Source organism: Micromonospora musae (assembly GCF_003626545.1).
GTDB lineage: Bacteria > Actinomycetota > Actinomycetes > Mycobacteriales > Micromonosporaceae > Micromonospora > Micromonospora musae.
Window position 1 is genome coordinate 131,615 of record NZ_RAZS01000009.1, and the last position, 16,822, is coordinate 148,436.

15 protein-coding genes are annotated in these 16,822 nt (G+C 73.2%); 9 read left to right on the forward strand and 6 right to left on the reverse strand.

Annotation, left to right across the window (positions count from 1 at the left end; all coding sequences use genetic code 11):
- Window positions 1–277 precede the first annotated feature (277 nt).
- Together D7147_RS23835 and D7147_RS23840 are read right to left on the reverse strand one after the other, a co-directional pair.
- The gene (locus D7147_RS23835; protein ID WP_120681625.1) at window positions 278–1,696 is read right to left on the reverse strand and encodes a HAMP domain-containing sensor histidine kinase; all 1,419 of its coding nucleotides are present in this window, start codon (window positions 1,694–1,696) and stop codon (window positions 278–280) included.
- 17 nt (window positions 1,697–1,713) lie between these two features.
- Complete coding sequence (locus D7147_RS23840) at window positions 1,714–2,403, reverse strand: response regulator transcription factor (RefSeq protein WP_120681377.1); 690 nt, start codon at window positions 2,401–2,403, stop codon at window positions 1,714–1,716.
- A gap of 73 nt (window positions 2,404–2,476) precedes the next feature.
- Between D7147_RS23840 and D7147_RS23845 the strand changes: the two genes are divergently transcribed.
- A complete protein-coding gene (locus tag D7147_RS23845) occupies window positions 2,477–3,397 on the forward strand; it encodes an ADP-ribosylglycohydrolase family protein (RefSeq protein ID WP_120681379.1) in 921 nt (306 codons plus the stop codon).
- 28 nt (window positions 3,398–3,425) lie between these two features.
- Here D7147_RS23845 and D7147_RS23850 read toward each other — a convergent pair whose 3' ends face one another.
- Window positions 3,426–4,280 (reverse strand): YcnI family protein, encoded by an 855-nt coding sequence (locus D7147_RS23850; RefSeq protein WP_120681381.1) that lies wholly within the window; start codon window positions 4,278–4,280, stop codon window positions 3,426–3,428.
- A gap of 215 nt (window positions 4,281–4,495) precedes the next feature.
- Here D7147_RS23850 and thrS point away from each other — a divergent pair, with 215 nt between their 5' ends.
- A complete protein-coding gene (gene thrS / locus D7147_RS23855; RefSeq protein WP_120681383.1) occupies window positions 4,496–6,502 on the forward strand; it encodes a threonine--tRNA ligase in 2,007 nt (668 codons plus the stop codon).
- Between the two features lie 79 nt (window positions 6,503–6,581).
- Here the strand turns inward: thrS and D7147_RS23860 are convergent, their stop codons facing one another.
- The gene (locus D7147_RS23860; RefSeq protein ID WP_233563370.1) at window positions 6,582–7,319 is read right to left on the reverse strand and encodes a D-Ala-D-Ala carboxypeptidase family metallohydrolase; all 738 of its coding nucleotides are present in this window, start codon (window positions 7,317–7,319) and stop codon (window positions 6,582–6,584) included.
- Window positions 7,320–7,530: 211 nt separating this feature from the next.
- Between D7147_RS23860 and D7147_RS23865 the strand changes: the two genes are divergently transcribed.
- On the forward strand, window positions 7,531–8,043 hold the full coding sequence (locus tag D7147_RS23865; RefSeq protein WP_199716496.1) for an HIT family protein: 513 nt from the start codon (window positions 7,531–7,533) through the stop codon (window positions 8,041–8,043).
- Window positions 8,044–8,131: 88 nt separating this feature from the next.
- Here the strand turns inward: D7147_RS23865 and D7147_RS23870 are convergent, their stop codons facing one another.
- Window positions 8,132–8,614, reverse strand: a complete 483-nt coding sequence (locus D7147_RS23870; protein WP_233563372.1) for a hypothetical protein — start codon at window positions 8,612–8,614, stop codon at window positions 8,132–8,134.
- Window positions 8,615–8,841: 227 nt separating this feature from the next.
- Here D7147_RS23870 and D7147_RS23875 point away from each other — a divergent pair, with 227 nt between their 5' ends.
- Window positions 8,842–9,843, forward strand: coding sequence for an aldo/keto reductase (locus tag D7147_RS23875; protein ID WP_199734257.1), 1,002 nt, complete (start codon window positions 8,842–8,844; stop codon window positions 9,841–9,843).
- 143 nt (window positions 9,844–9,986) lie between these two features.
- On the opposite strand, the gene D7147_RS23880 is transcribed toward D7147_RS23875, so the two are convergent.
- Complete coding sequence (locus D7147_RS23880; RefSeq protein ID WP_120681393.1) at window positions 9,987–12,146, reverse strand: elongation factor G-like protein EF-G2; 2,160 nt, start codon at window positions 12,144–12,146, stop codon at window positions 9,987–9,989.
- Window positions 12,147–12,398: 252 nt separating this feature from the next.
- Between D7147_RS23880 and pgsA the strand changes: the two genes are divergently transcribed.
- From pgsA to pdxS, 5 genes are all read left to right on the forward strand, one after another.
- Entirely contained in the window at window positions 12,399–13,031 is a 633-nt protein-coding gene (pgsA, locus tag D7147_RS23885; protein ID WP_120681395.1) for a phosphatidylinositol phosphate synthase, read from the forward strand.
- Window positions 13,028–13,939: a phosphatidylinositol mannoside acyltransferase gene (locus tag D7147_RS23890; protein WP_120681397.1), complete on the forward strand. Its 912-nt coding sequence runs from the start codon at window positions 13,028–13,030 to the stop codon at window positions 13,937–13,939. Before pgsA ends, D7147_RS23890 begins: the two co-directional genes overlap by 4 nt.
- A gap of 1 nt (window position 13,940) precedes the next feature.
- Window positions 13,941–15,101, forward strand: coding sequence for a glycosyltransferase family 4 protein (locus D7147_RS23895; protein WP_120681399.1), 1,161 nt, complete (start codon window positions 13,941–13,943; stop codon window positions 15,099–15,101).
- 74 nt (window positions 15,102–15,175) lie between these two features.
- On the forward strand, window positions 15,176–15,679 hold the full coding sequence (locus D7147_RS23900) for a hypothetical protein (RefSeq protein ID WP_120681401.1): 504 nt from the start codon (window positions 15,176–15,178) through the stop codon (window positions 15,677–15,679).
- A gap of 193 nt (window positions 15,680–15,872) precedes the next feature.
- Entirely contained in the window at window positions 15,873–16,790 is a 918-nt protein-coding gene (pdxS, locus tag D7147_RS23905) for a pyridoxal 5'-phosphate synthase lyase subunit PdxS (protein WP_120681403.1), read from the forward strand.
- The last annotated feature ends 32 nt before the right edge of the window (window positions 16,791–16,822 follow it).

Genomic DNA, 16,822 nt, shown 5'->3' on the forward strand with positions numbered 1-16,822 from the left:
CGCCTACGGCCGACCGGCACGGCGAGCCGCCGGTGTGGTGGTGGGCGGGTAGGAGCGGTCGGCAGGGCCGGCGGTTAGCGGGCGCCGGCTCGTGCTGAATCGTCCGCGTCATCAGCTCCAAAGCGTCGGCGTGGGACCGTGCCCTCGCCGCCATCTGTTCTGCACCCCGATGAGCGCCAGCTACTGTCAGTGACTAATGCGCTCGCTCTTCGTCGGATTGGCCTCGATGATTACGCGAGGAGAGCGCGGCCGCGCCAGGCAAAAGGCGGTGTGCGGCTCAGCGATCCGTCGGTCGACGGCGGGGCCAGCGGCGGCGCTCGGCGCTCTTCTGATCGCGGGAATCGCGCGCCATCCGCCCGACCAGACCGAACCGGTTGACCTGCCGGGGCGTCGCCTCGGGATCGGCGAGCAGCATCACCACGCTCGCCCCGCCCAGCTGCGCCCGGTCGATGCTCACCGAGCCGTTCGCCTGCATCGCCACCCGCTTGGCGATGTCCAGCCCGAGCCCGGTGGAGCCCCGGTCGCTGGCGCCCCGACGCAACGCCCGGTCCGGGTCGGCGATGCCCGGCCCGGCGTCGTCGATGCGGATCGCCACGTACCCGTCCCGGCGGGAGACGGCCACCTCGAACGCGGTGCCCTGCGGGGTGTAGCGGAACACGTTCCCGATCACCGCGTCCAGCGCGGCGGCCAGCTCCGCCCGTGGCACCGGCGCCGGAATGCGCAGCTGAGCCCCGCTCACCCGGTGCGGCCGGTTCTGGTCGCCGGCGAGCGCCGACCAGAACACCATCCGGTCCCGGACCACCTCGCTGACGTCGCACATCGCCGGCCCGGCGTCGTGGGTGACCGCCTTGCGGGTGGTCTTGATCAGTACGTCGATCTCGCCCTCGAGCGTGACGATCGCCTGCCGGATCCGCCGGATCCCGCGCAGGTGGTCCAGCTCGGCCTGGCTGAACGTGCCGACGCTCGTGTCGTCCGACTCCAGCGCCTCCGCGTCGAGCCGAAGCACGGTCAGCGGCGTACGCAGCCGGTGCGACAGATCGGCGACGAGCTCCCGCTCGTCGGTGCGGGCCGCGTCGAGCCGCTCGGCCATCTGGTTGAACGCGTGCCCGGCTTCGGCCAGCTCGCGTGGCCCGGTCGGCTCCACCCGGGCCGCCAGGTCACCGTCGCCGATGGCGAGCGCCCCGTCGATGAGCCCCCGGGTGGCGAACACGGTACGCGTGGCGACCCGGTCGACCACCACGACCGCCGAGCCGACCAGGGCCGCGGCGACCGCGCCGAGCAGGAGCCACCGGAGGCCGGAGCCCCGGTTCAGGGCTGCGTCGGGCACGAACACCTCGACCACCGCGACCCGGTCGCCCAGCACCACCGGGTCGAGCCGGGCGGCGCCGCCGCTCACCTCCACGACGACCGAGCGCTTCTCCGCACGAGCCCGGTCGAGGTCGGCGGCGGTGGCCCGGCCGGTGCCGGAGCCGGCGTCGAGGCCGTGCACCACGGGACGAGTGGTCACATCGCCACCGCTGGCCGCGACCGCACGCTCGACCGCCGCGGGCTCCGTGCTGACCGCCAGCGCCCCCGTGACCAGCGCGCTGCGGCGGGCCGCGTCGGCGATCGCCTCCGCACGGACCCGGTCGCCGAGGCTCACCGCGAGGGGCAGCAGGAACGCGAGCGCCACCAGCGCGCAGACGCCGCCGGTCAGCAGCGTCAGCGAGGCCCTCAGTCCGGCGCCACCAACCGGAAGCCGACCCCCCGCACGGTGCGCAGGTAACGCGGCTTCGCTGCGGACTCGCCCATTTTGCGGCGTAGCCAGTACAGGTGAACGTCGATGGTCTGATCCTCGCCGACCGACGGCTGCCGCCATACCTCCTCCAAGAGCTCCCGCCGGGACACTACCCGGCCAGGACGTGCGGCGAGATACGCCAGCAGGTCGAATTCCTTGCGGGTCAGCGCCAGCGCCTCCCCGTCGAGGTGGGCGCTACGCTCGCCGACGTCCATCCGCAGCCCACCCACCACGTGCACGGCCGGTTGGACGGTGCGGCTGGCCCGGCCGACCCGGCGTAGCACCGTGGTGATCCGGGCGTCGAGGTGCGCGCCGGTGAAGGGCTTGACCATGTAGTCGTCGGCGCCGGCGCGCAGCAGCCGCACCACGGACTGCTCGTCGTCCCGGGCGGTGGCGATGATGATCGGCACGTCGGTTATCCCGCGCAGCATGCGCAGCGCGTCCGAGCCGTCCAGGTCGGGCAGGCCGAGGTCGAGGACCACCAGGTCGGGAGTCTCCGCGGCGACCCGGCGCAGTGCGTCCAGCGCCGTGCCGACGGCATGCACCGCGTGCCCCCGATCGGCGAGGGAGCGGAGCATCGCACCGCGTACGACGTGATCGTCTTCGACCAGGAGGACGGTGGCCACGCACAGACGGTACTTGACGTGGCAAGTTGATCGCGTTGCGCCGCACCTGCGAACCGGGCAAGCTGGTACAACGATGTCCTTCACGCTCTTCGCCGACGCCCGCGTGGCGCTCGCCCGGGACAGCCTCGCCGGCCTCTCGGTCGGCGACGCGCTCGGTTCGCAGTTCTTCGTACCGGGCCGGCGCCCGGAGGATCTGATCGCCGGGCGCCTCCCGCCCGTGCCCTGGGAGTGGACCGACGACACCGAGATGGCCTGCTCGGTGCTGGCGGAGCTGGTCGAGTCGGGTCGGATCGACCGGGACCGGCTGGCGCTCGGTTTCGCCGAGCGCGCCGAGCCGTACCGGGGGTACGGGCCCGGGGCGGTGACGATTCTGCGGTTGATCCGCACCGGCACGCCGTGGCCGGTCGCCGCCGCGTCGGCCTTCGGCGGGCAGGGCTCCTGCGGCAACGGGGCGGCGATGCGGGTGGCGCCGGTGGGGGCGTACTTCGCGGACTCGACGACTCGCGCGGCGGCCCAGGCCCGCGCGTCGGCCGAGGTGACCCACGCGCACCCGGAGGGGATCGCCGGGGCGGTCGCGGTGGCCGTCGCCGCCGCGTTGGCCGCGCGGGGCCGGCTGGACGGTGACCCGCCCGCTCCCCACCGACTCCTCGCCGGGGTGGCGGCCGGGCTGGACCCGGCGACCGAGGTGCACCGCCGGACCCGCCGCGCCGTCGACCTGATCGGCCATCCGCTGCCGCAGGTCGTCGCGGTGCTCGGCAACGGCGCTCAGGTCACCGCGCAGGACACCGTGGCCTTCACGCTCTGGGTGGCGGCCACCCACCTGACTGACTACCCGGCGGCGATCCGGGCGTGCGTGCAGGCGGGCGGGGACGTGGACACCACGGCCGCGATCGTGGGCGGGATCGTGGCCGCGTACGCGGGGGTGGGCGTGCCCGGTGGCGTACCGGCCGACTGGTTGGCGGCCCGCGAGCCCCTCCCCGACTGGCTTCCCTGACCCCGGGCGTCGACCCTGCCCGGGCCGATCAGTCCGACTTCGCCGGGTCCGGGTGGGTCAGCGTGAGCGCCGGCCCGGCGGCCTGGCCGTCGGGCCGGCGGCGCCAGCGGCTCGCCAGCCAGCCGACCGCCGCACCGCCGCCGAGCCCCGCGAGCAGGCCCGCGCCGAGCAGCGCGTCGGCGTTCCCGCCGGAGCCGCCGCCCGTCTCCCCGCCGCCGGCGACCTGCGCGCCGCCGGCCCCGTACGGGCCCCCGGCCCCGTACGCGCCACCGGAGACGTCCGCGCCGGCGGCCCCCGGAGCACCCGGGCCGCCGCCGTGACCCGCGTGCCCGGCCGTTCCGCCCGCCGCCTCCGGTGCCGGCGGGAGCAGGGTGAGCCGCGGTGCCGGGTGCGGGCCGGACTGGCCGGTCCAGCGCACCACTGTGCCGTCGGCGTACGTCTGGACCACCGGGAAGGTGAGCCGGTCGGTGCGGGGCAGCGGGCCCATGGAGAGCGACAGCCGGGCCGGGCCGGAAGCGGCCCCGTCGACCCGGATCCAGGTCACCGAGGTGGTGACCGTGCTCACCCCGGCCGAGTGCATGCCGGAGACCGGCTCGTCGAGCGTGCGGGACTGGATTCGGGGCGCCCAACCGGTCACCGACATCGGGTAAACCTCGGCGATCGGCGTCCGCGTCGGCAGTTGGATCTCGACCTGCTGGGTGGGGCTGCCGGAGCGCTCCTCGGGCACCACGAACTCCAGCCGGACGGCGTCACCCTGCCGTGCCTGGCTCGGCGTGGTCGTCACGTCCGCCGCGTACGCGGCGGTGGGCCAGCTCAGCACCGCGCCCGTGACCAGGGCGGCAGTCGTTGCCGCCCGGCGCCGGTCACCTCGGGTCATCGCCATCTCGCGTCCCCATCCCAGTCGACTCGGCCGGCAGCGGATTCCGGCCGCACCCGGTAGTTCGGCTCCCGGCGGCGAAAGGTTCAACGCCGCGCGCGGTGTCGACCGGTGAGCATTCCGCCGGCCGAGGCGTCGGCGGTCGGGGCGCGAGGGAGGACCGATAGCATCGGCGGGGGCCGTACCGGCCCGTTCAATGCCGTCTGCTGCGAGGAGTCACCGTGTCCGCACCCCGTACCCCCGCCGTGGCCGACCCCGTCGTCGTCGCCGCCGGGACGACGGCGGCCGACGCGGTGGCCGCGGCCGAGTTGCCCATGAACGGCCCGAAGGCGATCGTGGTGGTCCGCGATCCCGAGGGCCGGCTGCACGACCTGGACTGGCGACCGGCGACCGACGTCTCGGTCGAGCCGGTCAGCCTGGACTCGCCGGACGGGCTGAACGTGCTCCGCCACTCGACCGCGCACGTGCTCGCGCAGGCCGTGCAGGACGTCTTCCCCGAGGCGAAGCTCGGCATCGGGCCGCCGATCGAGAACGGCTTCTACTACGACTTCGCGGTCGAGAAGCCGTTCCAGCCCGACGACCTGTCGAAGCTCGAGAAGCGGATGCAGGAGATCATCAAGTCGGGCCAGCGGTTCCGGCGGCGCCGGTTCGCGAGCCTGGACGAGGCGCGGGCCGAGCTGGCCAACGAGCCGTTCAAGCTCGAGCTGATCGACGTCAAGGGCGAGGGGCTGGACTCCTCCGAGGTGATGGAGGTCGGCGGGGGCGAGCTGACCATCTACGACAACCTCGCCGCGAACGAGGAGAAGGTCTGCTGGTCGGACCTCTGCCGTGGTCCGCACCTGCCCAACACCCGGCTCATCGGGGCGTTCAAGTTGATGCGCTCGGCCGCCGCGTACTGGCGGGGGTCGGAGAAGAACCCGCAGTTGCAGCGGGTCTACGGCACCGCGTGGCCGACCCGGGACGGGCTGAAGGCGTACCTGAAGCTGCTGGAGGAGGCCGCCCGGCGCGACCACCGCAAGCTCGGCGCGGACCTCGACCTGTTCAGCTTCCCGGACGAGATCGGCTCCGGCCTCGCGGTCTTCCATCCCAAGGGCGGCATCATCCGCCGGGAGATGGAGAACTACTCCCGCCGCCGGCACGAGGATGCGGGCTACGAGTTCGTCAACACGCCGCACATCACCAAGGGGCACCTCTTCGAGACCTCGGGTCACCTGCCCTACTACGCGGACACCATGTTCCCGCCCATCCAGCTGGAGGGCGCGGACTACTTCCTCAAGCCGATGAACTGCCCGATGCACAACCTGATCTTCAAAGCGCGCGGGCGGTCCTACCGGGAGCTGCCGCTGCGGCTGTTCGAGTTCGGCACCGTCTACCGGTACGAGAAGTCCGGGGTGGTGCACGGGCTGACCCGGGTCCGTGGCCTGACCATGGACGACTCGCACATCTACTGCACCCGGGAGCAGATGGCCGGCGAGCTGGTCACCCTGCTCACCTTCGTGCTCGACCTGCTCCGGGACTACGGCCTGGACGACTTCTACCTGGAGCTCTCCACCCGGGACGACTCGCCGAAGTTCATCGGCGCGGACGAGGACTGGGCGGAGGCCACCGAGGCGCTGCGCAGCGCCGCCGAGCAGTCGGGCCTCGAACTGGTGCCCGACCCGGGCGGCGCGGCCTTCTACGGGCCGAAGATCTCGGTGCAGGCGAAGGACGCCATCGGCCGGACCTGGCAGATGTCGACGATTCAGGTCGACTTCAACCAGCCGGCGCGGTTCGGGCTGGAGTACCAGGCCGCCGACGGCACCCGGCAGCAGCCGGTGATGATCCACCGCGCGCTCTTCGGCTCGATCGAGCGGTTCTTCGGGGTGCTCACCGAGCACTATGCGGGCGCGTTCCCGGCCTGGCTGGCGCCGGTGCAGGTGGTCGGCATCCCGATCCGCGAGGACCACACCGACTACCTGCACGGCTTCGTGGCCGCGTTGCGCGCCGAGGGGATCCGCGCCCAGGTGGACGCGGGTGACGACCGGATGCAGAAGAAGATCCGTACGGCGCAGCAGCAGAAGATCCCGTTCATGGTGATCGCCGGTGACGACGACGTGGCCGCCGGTACCGTGTCGTTCCGCTACCGGGACGGGTCGCAGCGCAACGGGGTGTCGATGTCGGAGGCGGTGACCCACGTTCTCGACGTGGTCGGTTCCCGTACCAACATCGGCCCCTCCGCCGAGCTGTAGCGCCGAGCTGTCGAAGGGGTCCCCGCCCGCGCGGCGAGGACCCCTCCGGGGCAGCTCACCCGGCTACCTGCGTCGAGTCTCAGATGCCGCAGTTCGGTGCGGACCAGGTGCGGCTGGCCTTGTGCGCGACGTGGGTGTGGTCGTTGTGGCCGGGGAAGCCGGGGCCGAGGATCTCGTTGAAGCCGTGGTTGCGGGCCTGCTGGGCGAGGCGGCACAGCGAGTGCGGCCCGGCCCCCAGGTCGACGGCGTCGCCGTAGAGGTGCCGGCTGGTCGACGATCCGCCGACGGCGTTGTTGCAGGCGTAGCTGCGGAACGCGCTGGTCACGACGATCTGCTGGTCGCCCAGGGCGTGCCGCATCGCCTGGAGTTTCCACATCGAGACCCGGGCGTTGAACCGGGCGGTGCTGGCCGAGACCGCCCCGCCGGACCAGTCGCTGTTGCAGTCGTTGAACTCGGCGTAGCTGAAGTTGACCGGGGTGCAGTCGTCGTCCTGCAATGCGTAGATCCGGTTGAACGTCTGCGGTCCGGCGATCCCGTCGGCCGACAGCCCGTACGCCTGCTGGAAGCGGCTCACTGCGGCGCGGGTGGCGGGGCCGTACGCCCCGTCGATGCCGAGCACGGCGCCGTTGCCCGGGTAGCCGGCGACGCGGACCTGCAGCTGCCGCACGTCTTCGCCGGACATCCCCTCGGAGAGGGTGCGGCCCCAGGTGTAGCAGCCGTCGGCGTGCGCTGCGCCCGCGGTGAGGGTGACACCGGCCACGGTGCTGACGAGGGTCAGCGTGACGGCCGCGAGAAGTGTGCCGATTCGTCGGATCACAGGGGGTCCTCCATCGCTACATGTAAGAACATGAATGCATGGAAGTTTCAGATCTAGGTCGCGCCTCGTCAACAACTTCCATTTGACGCGTTCCTGAACAGCGGACATTCCGCTCGTGGCCGGTGCGCCGGACGCAGCCACCAACAGAGCCCGAAGAGTCCGTAGGATCGCCTCTGTGACTGGGGCGGAGCGGCACACGGACAGCGACGGAATGGCCGACGGCCTGGAGCGGCTCTGGACGCCGCACCGGATGACCTACATCTCGGGCGACGACCGCCCGGCCGAGGGCTACGAGGAGCCGAGCGGCTGCCCGTTCTGCCGGGCCCCGCACGCCCCGCCGGAGAAGAGCCTGGTGGTGGCGCGGGGCGCACGGGTGTACGCGGTGCTCAACCTCTACCCGTACAACCCGGGTCACCTGCTGGTCTGCCCGTACCGGCACGTGGCCGACTACACCGAGCTGGACGAGGCGGAGACCGTCGAGCTGGCCGAGTTCACCCAGACCGCGATGCGGGTGATCCGCAAGGTCAGCAACGCGCACGGGTTCAACCTCGGCATGAACCAGGGCGGGGTGGCCGGCGCCGGCATCGCCGCGCACCTGCACCAGCACGTGGTGCCGCGCTGGGGCGGCGACGCGAACTTCATGCCGGTGATCGGGCGTACCAAGGTCCTTCCGCAGCTGCTCGGCGACACCCGCGAGCTGCTTGCCCGCGCCTGGCCGTCCTGACCGCACCCGGCCCTCGGCGGCCCGCCCCGCCCGGTTCCCCGGTCGGCCCGCCGTCCGGAGCGGGCCGGCCGGTCCCGGCGTACGCCGGTCAGCTGCCACGCAGCGCCGTGACGAGCTCCGGCCAGCCCTCCACCCGGTGCACGCCGGGCAGGTGCGCCACGTGCGCGGCCACCTCGGCGGGCCGGGGACGGAACAGGAACCGGTGCGGCACCGAGTCGAGGTAGCTCAGCACCTCGAGCTTGTCGTCGACGAAGTGGGTCAGCCCGAGCCGCCGGGCGATGGGGGCCTTCGCCGGTCGGGTACGGCAGAAGTGCACCCGCCGCACGGGGACCCCGGTGCGGGCGTGGAAGTCGTGGTGCGCCAGCCACTCGACGGTCCGCCGCTGCGTGTCCTCGCCGCACTTGCTCACCAGGTGCACCTCGTCGAAGCCGCCGGTCAGCGCGGCCAGGGCGTCGAACGCCCCGGTGACCTGCGGGGTACGCAGGTAGTGGTCGCCGAAGAAGGAGGTGTCCGCGTCGTCGTCGGACGGCTGGATGATCACGCCGCCGATGTCCACCCCGAGCCGTCGCATGTGACCGATCATCGCGCATCGGCGGTGCGCCGGAAACCGGCCGTACCCCGACCGGCCCGGGTCCTCCGCCCGGACGGCAGCGCGGGGAACACCTCCTCGGGCACGGGAGGCAACCGGCGGGTATCGCCCCTTCTTGCGTTCGTGGGCGCTGGAGGTGACACGATCTGCCGGTGGCAGTCACGACGCGAACCCTGGGGCGCAGCGGCATTGAGGTCAGCGCGCTGGGGATGGGTTGCTGGGCGATCAGCGGCCCGTGGGCGGAGGGCGTCCAGCCGCTCGGCTGGGGCGCCGTCGACGACGACGAGTCGATCCGGGCGGTCCGTCGGGCCCTCGACCTGGGCGTGACGCTCTTCGACACCGCCGACACGTACGGCGCGGGGCACGGCGAGCGGCTCCTCGGGCGCGCGCTGGCCGGTCGACGCGACGAGGCGGTGATCGCCACCAAGTGGGGCTACACCTTCGACGAGGCGACCCGGCAGGCGACGGGGGAGGACGCCTCGCCCGGGTACCTGCGCCGGGCGGTCACCGACTCGCTGCGCCGGCTCGGCACCGACCGGATCGACCTGTACCAGCTGCACCTCGCCGACCTGTCGGTGCCGCGCGCGGAGGCCCTCATCGGCACGCTCGAGGAGCTGGTCGCCGAGGGGCTGATCCGGTCGTACGGCTGGAGCACCGACCGGCCCGACCGGGCCCAGACGTTCGGCCACTCCGCTCCCGGCGCGACGGCGGTGCAGCACTCCCTCTCGGTGCTCCGGGACGCGCCCGAGCTGCTGACCGTCTGCGACAAGTACGACCTGGCCAGCATCAACCGTGGGCCGCTCGGGATGGGGTTGCTGACCGGCAAGTACACGGCCACCTCGACGCTGCCCCGCGACGACGTACGCGGACTCGCCCCGGGCTGGCTGGAGTGGTTCCGCGGCGGCCGGCCGGCGCCGGAGTGGCTGCGTCGGGTGGCGGCGGTGCGGAACGCGCTGACCGCCGACGGGCGCACGCTGGCGCAGGGCGCGCTCGGCTGGATCTGGGCGCGCAGCGGGCGGACGATCCCGATTCCCGGCTGCCGCACCGTCGCCCAGGTGGAGGAGAACGCCGCCGCGCTGCGCCACGGGCCGCTCGCGCCGGACCAGTTCGCGGAGGTGGAGCGCCAGCTCGCGGCCCTGCGCAGCGCCGCCCTGCGGCACGCCGACCACCCCGGCCGCCCCAGCCCCACCGCCCCCGCCACCCAGCCCTAACCCCCAACCCCACCCCCCGCCCCCCTTCGGGCCGCCCCGGCCACTCGTTCACGGAAAGAGTGGCTATCCCAGCGGAAATAGCCACTCTTTCCGTGAACGAGGCGCTGCCAGGGCGCGGGGGAGGGGGGAGGGCGGGGTGGGGGTTACGGGGTGGGGTGTTCCTTGCGGATCTGCTCGGCGAGGTGGGCCGGCATCGGGTCGTAGCGCACGAAGCTGCGCCGGAAGGTGCCGGTGCCGGCCGTCATCGAGCGCAGCTCCACGGCGTAGCGGAGCAGTTCGGTGGCGGGCACCTCGGCGCGGACCAGGCTCCGCCCGTCGCTCTCCGGATCCGACTCGGTGCCCAACACCCGGCCGCGCCGGCCGGAGAGGTCGCCCAGCACCGCGCCGACCGAGGAGTCCGGCACGCGGATGGTCACCTCGTCGACCGGCTCCAGCAGGGTCGGCTGGGCCTTCTCGGCGGCGTCCCGCAGGGCCAGCGCCCCGGCGGTCTGGAACGCGGCGTCGGAGGAGTCGACGCTGTGCGCCTTGCCGTCGACGAGGGTCACCCGCAGGTCCACCACCGGATAGCCGGCGACCACCCCTCGCTCCATCTGGGCCCGTACGCCCTTCTCCACCGACGGGATGTAGTTGTGCGGCACCGCACCGCCGACCACCCGGTCCACGAACTCGAAGCCGGCGCCGCGCGGCAGCGGCTCCACCTCGATGTCGCAGACGGCGTACTGGCCGTGGCCGCCGGACTGCTTGACGTGCCGCCCGTGGCCCCGGGCCGGGCTGCCGAACGTCTCCCGCAGCGCCACCCGCACCGGCTCGGTGTCCAGCGCGACGCCACCGGCGCGCAGCCGGTCGAGCAGTACGTCGGCGTGCGCCTCGCCCATGCACCAGAGCACGAGCTGGTGGGTCTCCGGGTTGCGCTCCAGCCGCAGCGTCGGATCCCCGGCGACCAGCCGGGACAGGTTGCGGGCCAGCGCGTCCTCGTCCGACCGGCTCTTCGCCACGACGGCCACCGGCAGCAGCGGCTCGGGCATCTCCCAGGCCGCGATGAGCAGCGGGTTCTCCTTGGCGGAGATGGTGTCGCCGGTCTCCGCGCTACCCGACTTGGTGATCGCGCAGATGTCCCCGGCGACGCAGGCCGACACCTCCCGCAGGGCGGCGCCGAGCGGGGTGAAGATGTGCCCCACCCGCTCGTCGGCGTCGTGGTCGGGGTGCCCACGCTCGGCCAGACCGTGCCCGGAGACGTGCACGACCTGCTCGGGGCGGAGCGTGCCCGAGAAGACCCGTACCAGGGAGACCCGCCCCACGTGCCGGTCGATGGTGGTCTTGACGACCTCGGCGACCAGCGGTCCGTCCGGGTCGCAGGTGAGCGGTGGACGCGGTGCGCCGTCGACGCCGGTCACCACGGGCAGTTCGTGCTCCAGCGGCGAGGGGAAGGCGGCGGTGAGCACCTCCAGCAGGGTGTCCAGCCCGACGCCGGTCTCCGCGCAGACCGGAATCACGGGATAGAAGTGCCCCCGGGCGACGGCCTTCTCCAGGTCGTCGATGAGCACGTCGGTGCCGATCTCCTCGCCCTCGAGGTAACGGTCCATGAGGGACTCGTCCTCGCTCTCCGCGATGATCCCCTCGATCAGCTCGTCGCGGGGCTCGACGATGGCGGGCAGGTGCTCCGGGTCCGGCTGCCGGATCTCGGCGGGCAGCCCGCCGGTGTAGTCGAAGACCCGGCGGGTGATCAGGCTGAGCAGGCCGACGGTGGAGACCCCGTCGTCGCCGAGCATCGGCAGGTAGAGCGGGAGCACGTTGTCGCCGAAGACGCGCTGGCAGAGCGCCACCGCCTCGTCGAAGTCGGCGCGGGGGTGGTCCAGCCGGGAGACCGCGACCGCCCGGGGCATGTCCACCGCGGCGCACTCCTCCCAGAGCGCCGCGGTGGCCGCGTCCATCCCGTCGACCGCGGAGACGACGAAGAGCGCGGCGTCGGCGGCCCGCAGCCCGGCGCGCAGCTCACCCACGAAGTCGGCGTAGCCCGGGGTGTCCAGAAGGTTGACCTTGATGCCCTCGTGCAGCAGCGGCGCGCAGGCCAGGCTCACCGACCGCTGCTGGCGTACGGCGGCGGGGTCGTGGTCGCAGACGGTCGTGCCGTCGGTGATCGCGCCGGCGCGATCGATCGTGCCGCTGGCTCTGAGCAGCGCCTCGACCAGAGTCGTCTTGCCGACGCCGGAGTGCCCGACGAGCACGACGTTGCGAACCCTGCCGGGCTCCGTCGCCACCGGCGTGACGCCGGTGTGACCCTTCTCCTGACTCTTCTGCGCCATCGGGCGCACCTCCCTCAGCCGGTGGTGGTGGCGAACCGCCGCGCGCGACGGGACAGCGGCCCGGGGCAGGTGCGCGGCGATATCCTCCGGTGGGCTGCTGCACAGCGGGACTCGGACGGGCGAGCAGGTGACCTGAGTCACCTTCCTGACCCGATCAGACACCCGTTCCCGAGCGGGCACAAGCCTCGCCGCGCCGCCACGCTGACCGGCCCGTATCGCCGCACCTGGGTGGACCGTTATCGTGGGACCGCCATGGCGAAGATCTTCCAAGTGTCGGCCCGCGCGGGGATGACCCGCGTCGTCGAGCCAATCGCACGCGGCCTGCTTCGGGCGGGCGTCACTCCCAACGCGGTCACCGTGACCGGAACCATCGGCGTACTGGTCGGCGCGCTCGGCTTCGGCGCCCGCGGTGACCTGGTCGCCGGCGCGCTGATCGTCACGGTCTTCGCGCTCACCGACCTCCTCGACGGCACGATGGCCCGGATGAGCGGCGGCTCGACCCGGTTCGGTGCCTTCCTCGACTCGAGCATGGACCGGATCGCCGACAGCGCCGTCTTCGGCGCGGTCGCGTACTGGCTGGCCACCGAGGGCGACCACGCCGGGGTGGCCGCCGCCCTGATCTGTCTCGCGGCCGGCAGCGTCGTCTCGTACGTCAAGGCCCGGGCCGAGGGGCTCGGCATGACCAGCAACGTGGGCATCGCCGAGCGCACCGAGCGGCTGCTGATCGTCGGGGTCGGCGGCCTGCTCACCGGGTTCGGTGTGCCGATGGCGCTGCAGATCGCGCTCTGGCTGCTCGCCGCCGTGTCGATCTTCACGGTCGGGCAGCGGATGCGGCACGTCTACCGGCAGGCGCGGCAGCTCCCCGCGCCGGGTGCGAACGGGTGAATCTCACCGAGCTCGGTTACGTCGCCGGCTGGCGGGTCGTGCGCGCGCTGCCGCGGCCCGTGGTGGCGGCGGCGTTCCGGGCCGGCGCGGACCGCGCGGCCCGCAGGGGCGGCGCGGGTACGACCCGACTGCGCGCGAACCTGCGCCGGGTGGTCGGGCCCGAACTGCCCGAGGCCGAGCTCGACGACCTGGTCAAGCGGGGTATGCGCTCGTACGCTCGCTACTGGCTGGAGGCGTTCCGGCTGCCGTCTTTGAGCCGCGAGCAGATCCTGGCCACCTTCTGGCTGGACGGTGCGGAGAAGCTCGCGGCGGACGTGGCCTCCGGCACTGGCGCGGTGGTCGCGCTGCCGCACGCGGGCAACTGGGACGCCGCGGGCGCCTGGGTGGCCGCCAACGGTTGGCCGATCACCACCGTCGCCGAGCGGCTCGAGTCCGACGGCGTCTACGGGCGGTTCCTGGCCTTCCGCCGGAGCCTGGGCATGGAGATCCTGCCCAACCGCGGCGGCGAGCGGCCCGCGTTCGACGTACTGGTCGACCGGCTGCGGGCCGGCGCGGTGGTGCCGCTGCTGGCCGACCGGGACCTCTCCGCCCGCGGGGTGGAGGTCGACTTCTTCGGCGCCCGCACCCGGATGCCCGCCGGGCCGGCCCTGCTGGCCCTGCGTACCGGGGCGCCGCTCTACGTGGCTTCGATGTGGTTCGAGCCGGAGCGGGCCTGCGCGGCGCTCAAGGGCCCGGTAGCCGTGCCGGACCCGGAGGAGGGCCCGCTCGACCAGCGCGTCCGGACGCTCACCCAGCGCGTCGCCGACGAGTTCGCCGCGGGCATCGCCCGCCACCCGGAGGACTGGCACATGCTGCAACGCATGTGGCTCGACCAGCGGAGCGCGGTAGGCGCGGACAGAGGGCGATGACGTGCGGATCGGCATCGTGTGCCCGTACTCCTTCGATGTTCCGGGCGGGGTGCAGAACCACGTCATGGACCTCGCCGAGGCGCTGATCGCCCTCGGCCACGAGGTCAGCGTGCTCGCCCCGGCCGACGAGGATTCGCCCCTGCCGTCGTACGTGGTGCCGGCCGGGCGGGCGGTTCCCCTGCCGTACAACGGTTCGGTGGCCCGGATCGCGTTCGGTCCGGTCTCCACCGCCCGGGTACGACGCTGGATCACCCGTGGCGACTTCGACGTGCTGCACGTCCACGAGCCGCTGACGTTGAGCCTGTCGCTGCTCGCGGTCCTGTCGGCGCGGGGGCCGGTGGTGGCGACCTTCCACACGGCGATGACCCGGTCCCGGGCGCTGGCCGCGGCGCAGGGCGTGCTCCAGATCGTGCTGGAACGCATCACCGCCCGGATCGCGGTCAGCGCGCTGGCCCGCAAGGTCCAGGTGGAGCACATGGACGGCGGAGCCGTGGAGATCCCGAACGGGGTGGCGGTCGCCAAGTTCGCCCACGCCGAGCCGCTGCCCGGCTGGCCGGGGGAGTGCGGGCCGGGCACCAGCGGGACGCTCGGCTTCCTGGGCCGCTTCACCGAGCCGCGCAAGGGCTTCTCCGTGCTGCGCGACGCCTTCGTCGACCTGGCCCCGAGCCGCCCCGGGCTGCGGCTGCTGGTGGCCGGCCCGGGCGACCCGGACGACCTGTTCGGGCAGTTTCCCGCGGGGCTGCGCGACCGGGTGACCTTCCTGGGCCTGGTGTCCGAGGAGGAGAAGGCGCGGATGCTGCGCAGCGTCCACCTCTACGTGGCGCCGAACACCGGCGGCGAGTCGTTCGGCATGATTCTCACGGAGGCGTTGGCCGCCGGCACCACGGTGGTCGCCAGCGACCTCGACGCGTTCCGCCGGGTGCTCGACGGCGGCCGGGCCGGCCGGCTCTTTGCCACCGGCGACCCGGTGGCGCTGCGCGACGCGCTGGTCGACCTGCTCGACGACGCGGCGGCGCGGGCCACGCTGACCGACTGTGGTGACCAGGTGGTGGCGAGCTACGACTGGCCTGTGGTGGCCCGGCGGGTGCTCGAGGTGTACGCGGCGGCGATCGAGGCCACCGACGGTCGGGTCATCGACGAGGAGTGGGTGGGACCCGGCTGAGCCGGCGCCCGGGAACGTGATCAGATCGCCGCGGCCGACCGGGCCCGGCGGGACGGGAACGGAGCAGCACTACGATGCCGGGCATGTGGTGGGCGGTGGGCGCGATCGTGCTCGTCGGGCTCGTCTCGACGTATCTCGTCTGGACCGCCGGTCGGGTCGAGCGGCTGCACGCCCGCGCGCAGTCGGCGGCCCGGGCGCTCGACGCCCACCTGTTGCGCCGGGCGGCGGCCGCCGCGGTGCTGGCCGAGCGGCGCTACGGCGTCGAGCTGTACGCGGCGGCGCGGATCGCCCTCGACGCGCATCCGGACGAGCGGGAGGCGGCCGAGAACGACCTGACCCGGCAGCTGCGGGCGGTTCAGCTCGACCCCGTGGACCCGGACTGCGAGGCGGTGGTCGCGGCCAGCCGTCGCCTCGCCCTGGCCCGGCAGGTGCACACCGATCTGGTCCGCGACGCGCGGGCGGTGCGCGGCCGTACGCTGGTGCGCCTGTTGCGGATGGGACGTGGCCGGGAGTGGCCGCGGTACTTCGACATCGACGACCCGATCCTGACGGTTCCGGCCGACGTCCCCACCGGCTGAGCGGCACCCGTCATCAGTGCCGGAACCGGACGGTCGGCGCAGGCGGACGATGAGTCGTCAACCCCTCGTACGCGCCGGTGACGGCGGACACAGTGCAGGCCACCGTGGGTCTGATTGGCTGTCGGAGCGGCGTTGAGCCGGGCGTAGCCTTTCCGCTGTCACCCCCTGAGCGCCCTCCGAGGAGCGATAACCCATGCCCGAGAACACCCCCCAGAACACCGGCGGCAGCCCCGTCGTCGGCACCGCCCGCGTCAAGCGGGGCATGGCCGAGATGCTCAAGGGTGGCGTGATCATGGACGTGGTCGACGCCGAGCAGGCCAAGATCGCCGAGGACGCCGGCGCGGTCGCGGTGATGGCGCTCGAGCGGGTGCCGGCGGACATCCGCGCCCAGGGCGGCGTGGCCCGGATGAGCGACCCCGACATGATCCAGGGGATCATCGACGCCGTCTCCATCCCGGTCATGGCCAAGGCCCGCATCGGCCACTTCGTGGAGGCGCGGATCCTCCAGGCACTCGGTGTCGACTACGTCGACGAGTCCGAGGTGCTGACCCCGGCCGACTACAGCAACCACATCGACAAGTGGTCGTTCACCGTGCCTTTCGTCTGCGGCGCGACCAACCTGGGTGAGGCGCTGCGCCGGATCACCGAGGGCGCCGCGATGATCCGCTCCAAGGGCGAGGCGGGCACCGGTGACGTCTCCAACGCCACCACCCACATGCGCAAGATCCGCCAGGAGATCCGTCGGCTGAGCTCCCTGCCGGCCGACGAGCTCTACGTCGCGGCCAAGGAGCTGCAGGCGCCGTACGAGCTGGTCAAGGAGGTCGCCGAGAGCGGGAAGCTGCCGGTGGTGCTCTTCACCGCCGGTGGGATCGCCACTCCGGCCGACGCGGCCATGATGATGCAGCTCGGCGCCGAGGGCGTCTTCGTCGGTTCGGGCATCTTCAAGTCCGGCAACCCGGCTCAGCGGGCCGCCGCGATCGTGAAGGCGACGACCTTCCACGACGACCCCGACGTGCTGGCGAAGGTCTCCCGGGGCCTCGGCGAGGCGATGGTCGGCATCAACGTCGACGAGATCCCGCAGCCGCACCGCCTGGCCGAGCGCGGCTGGTGACGGTGGGAGGAGGCCCCTCGCTGGGGGCCCCG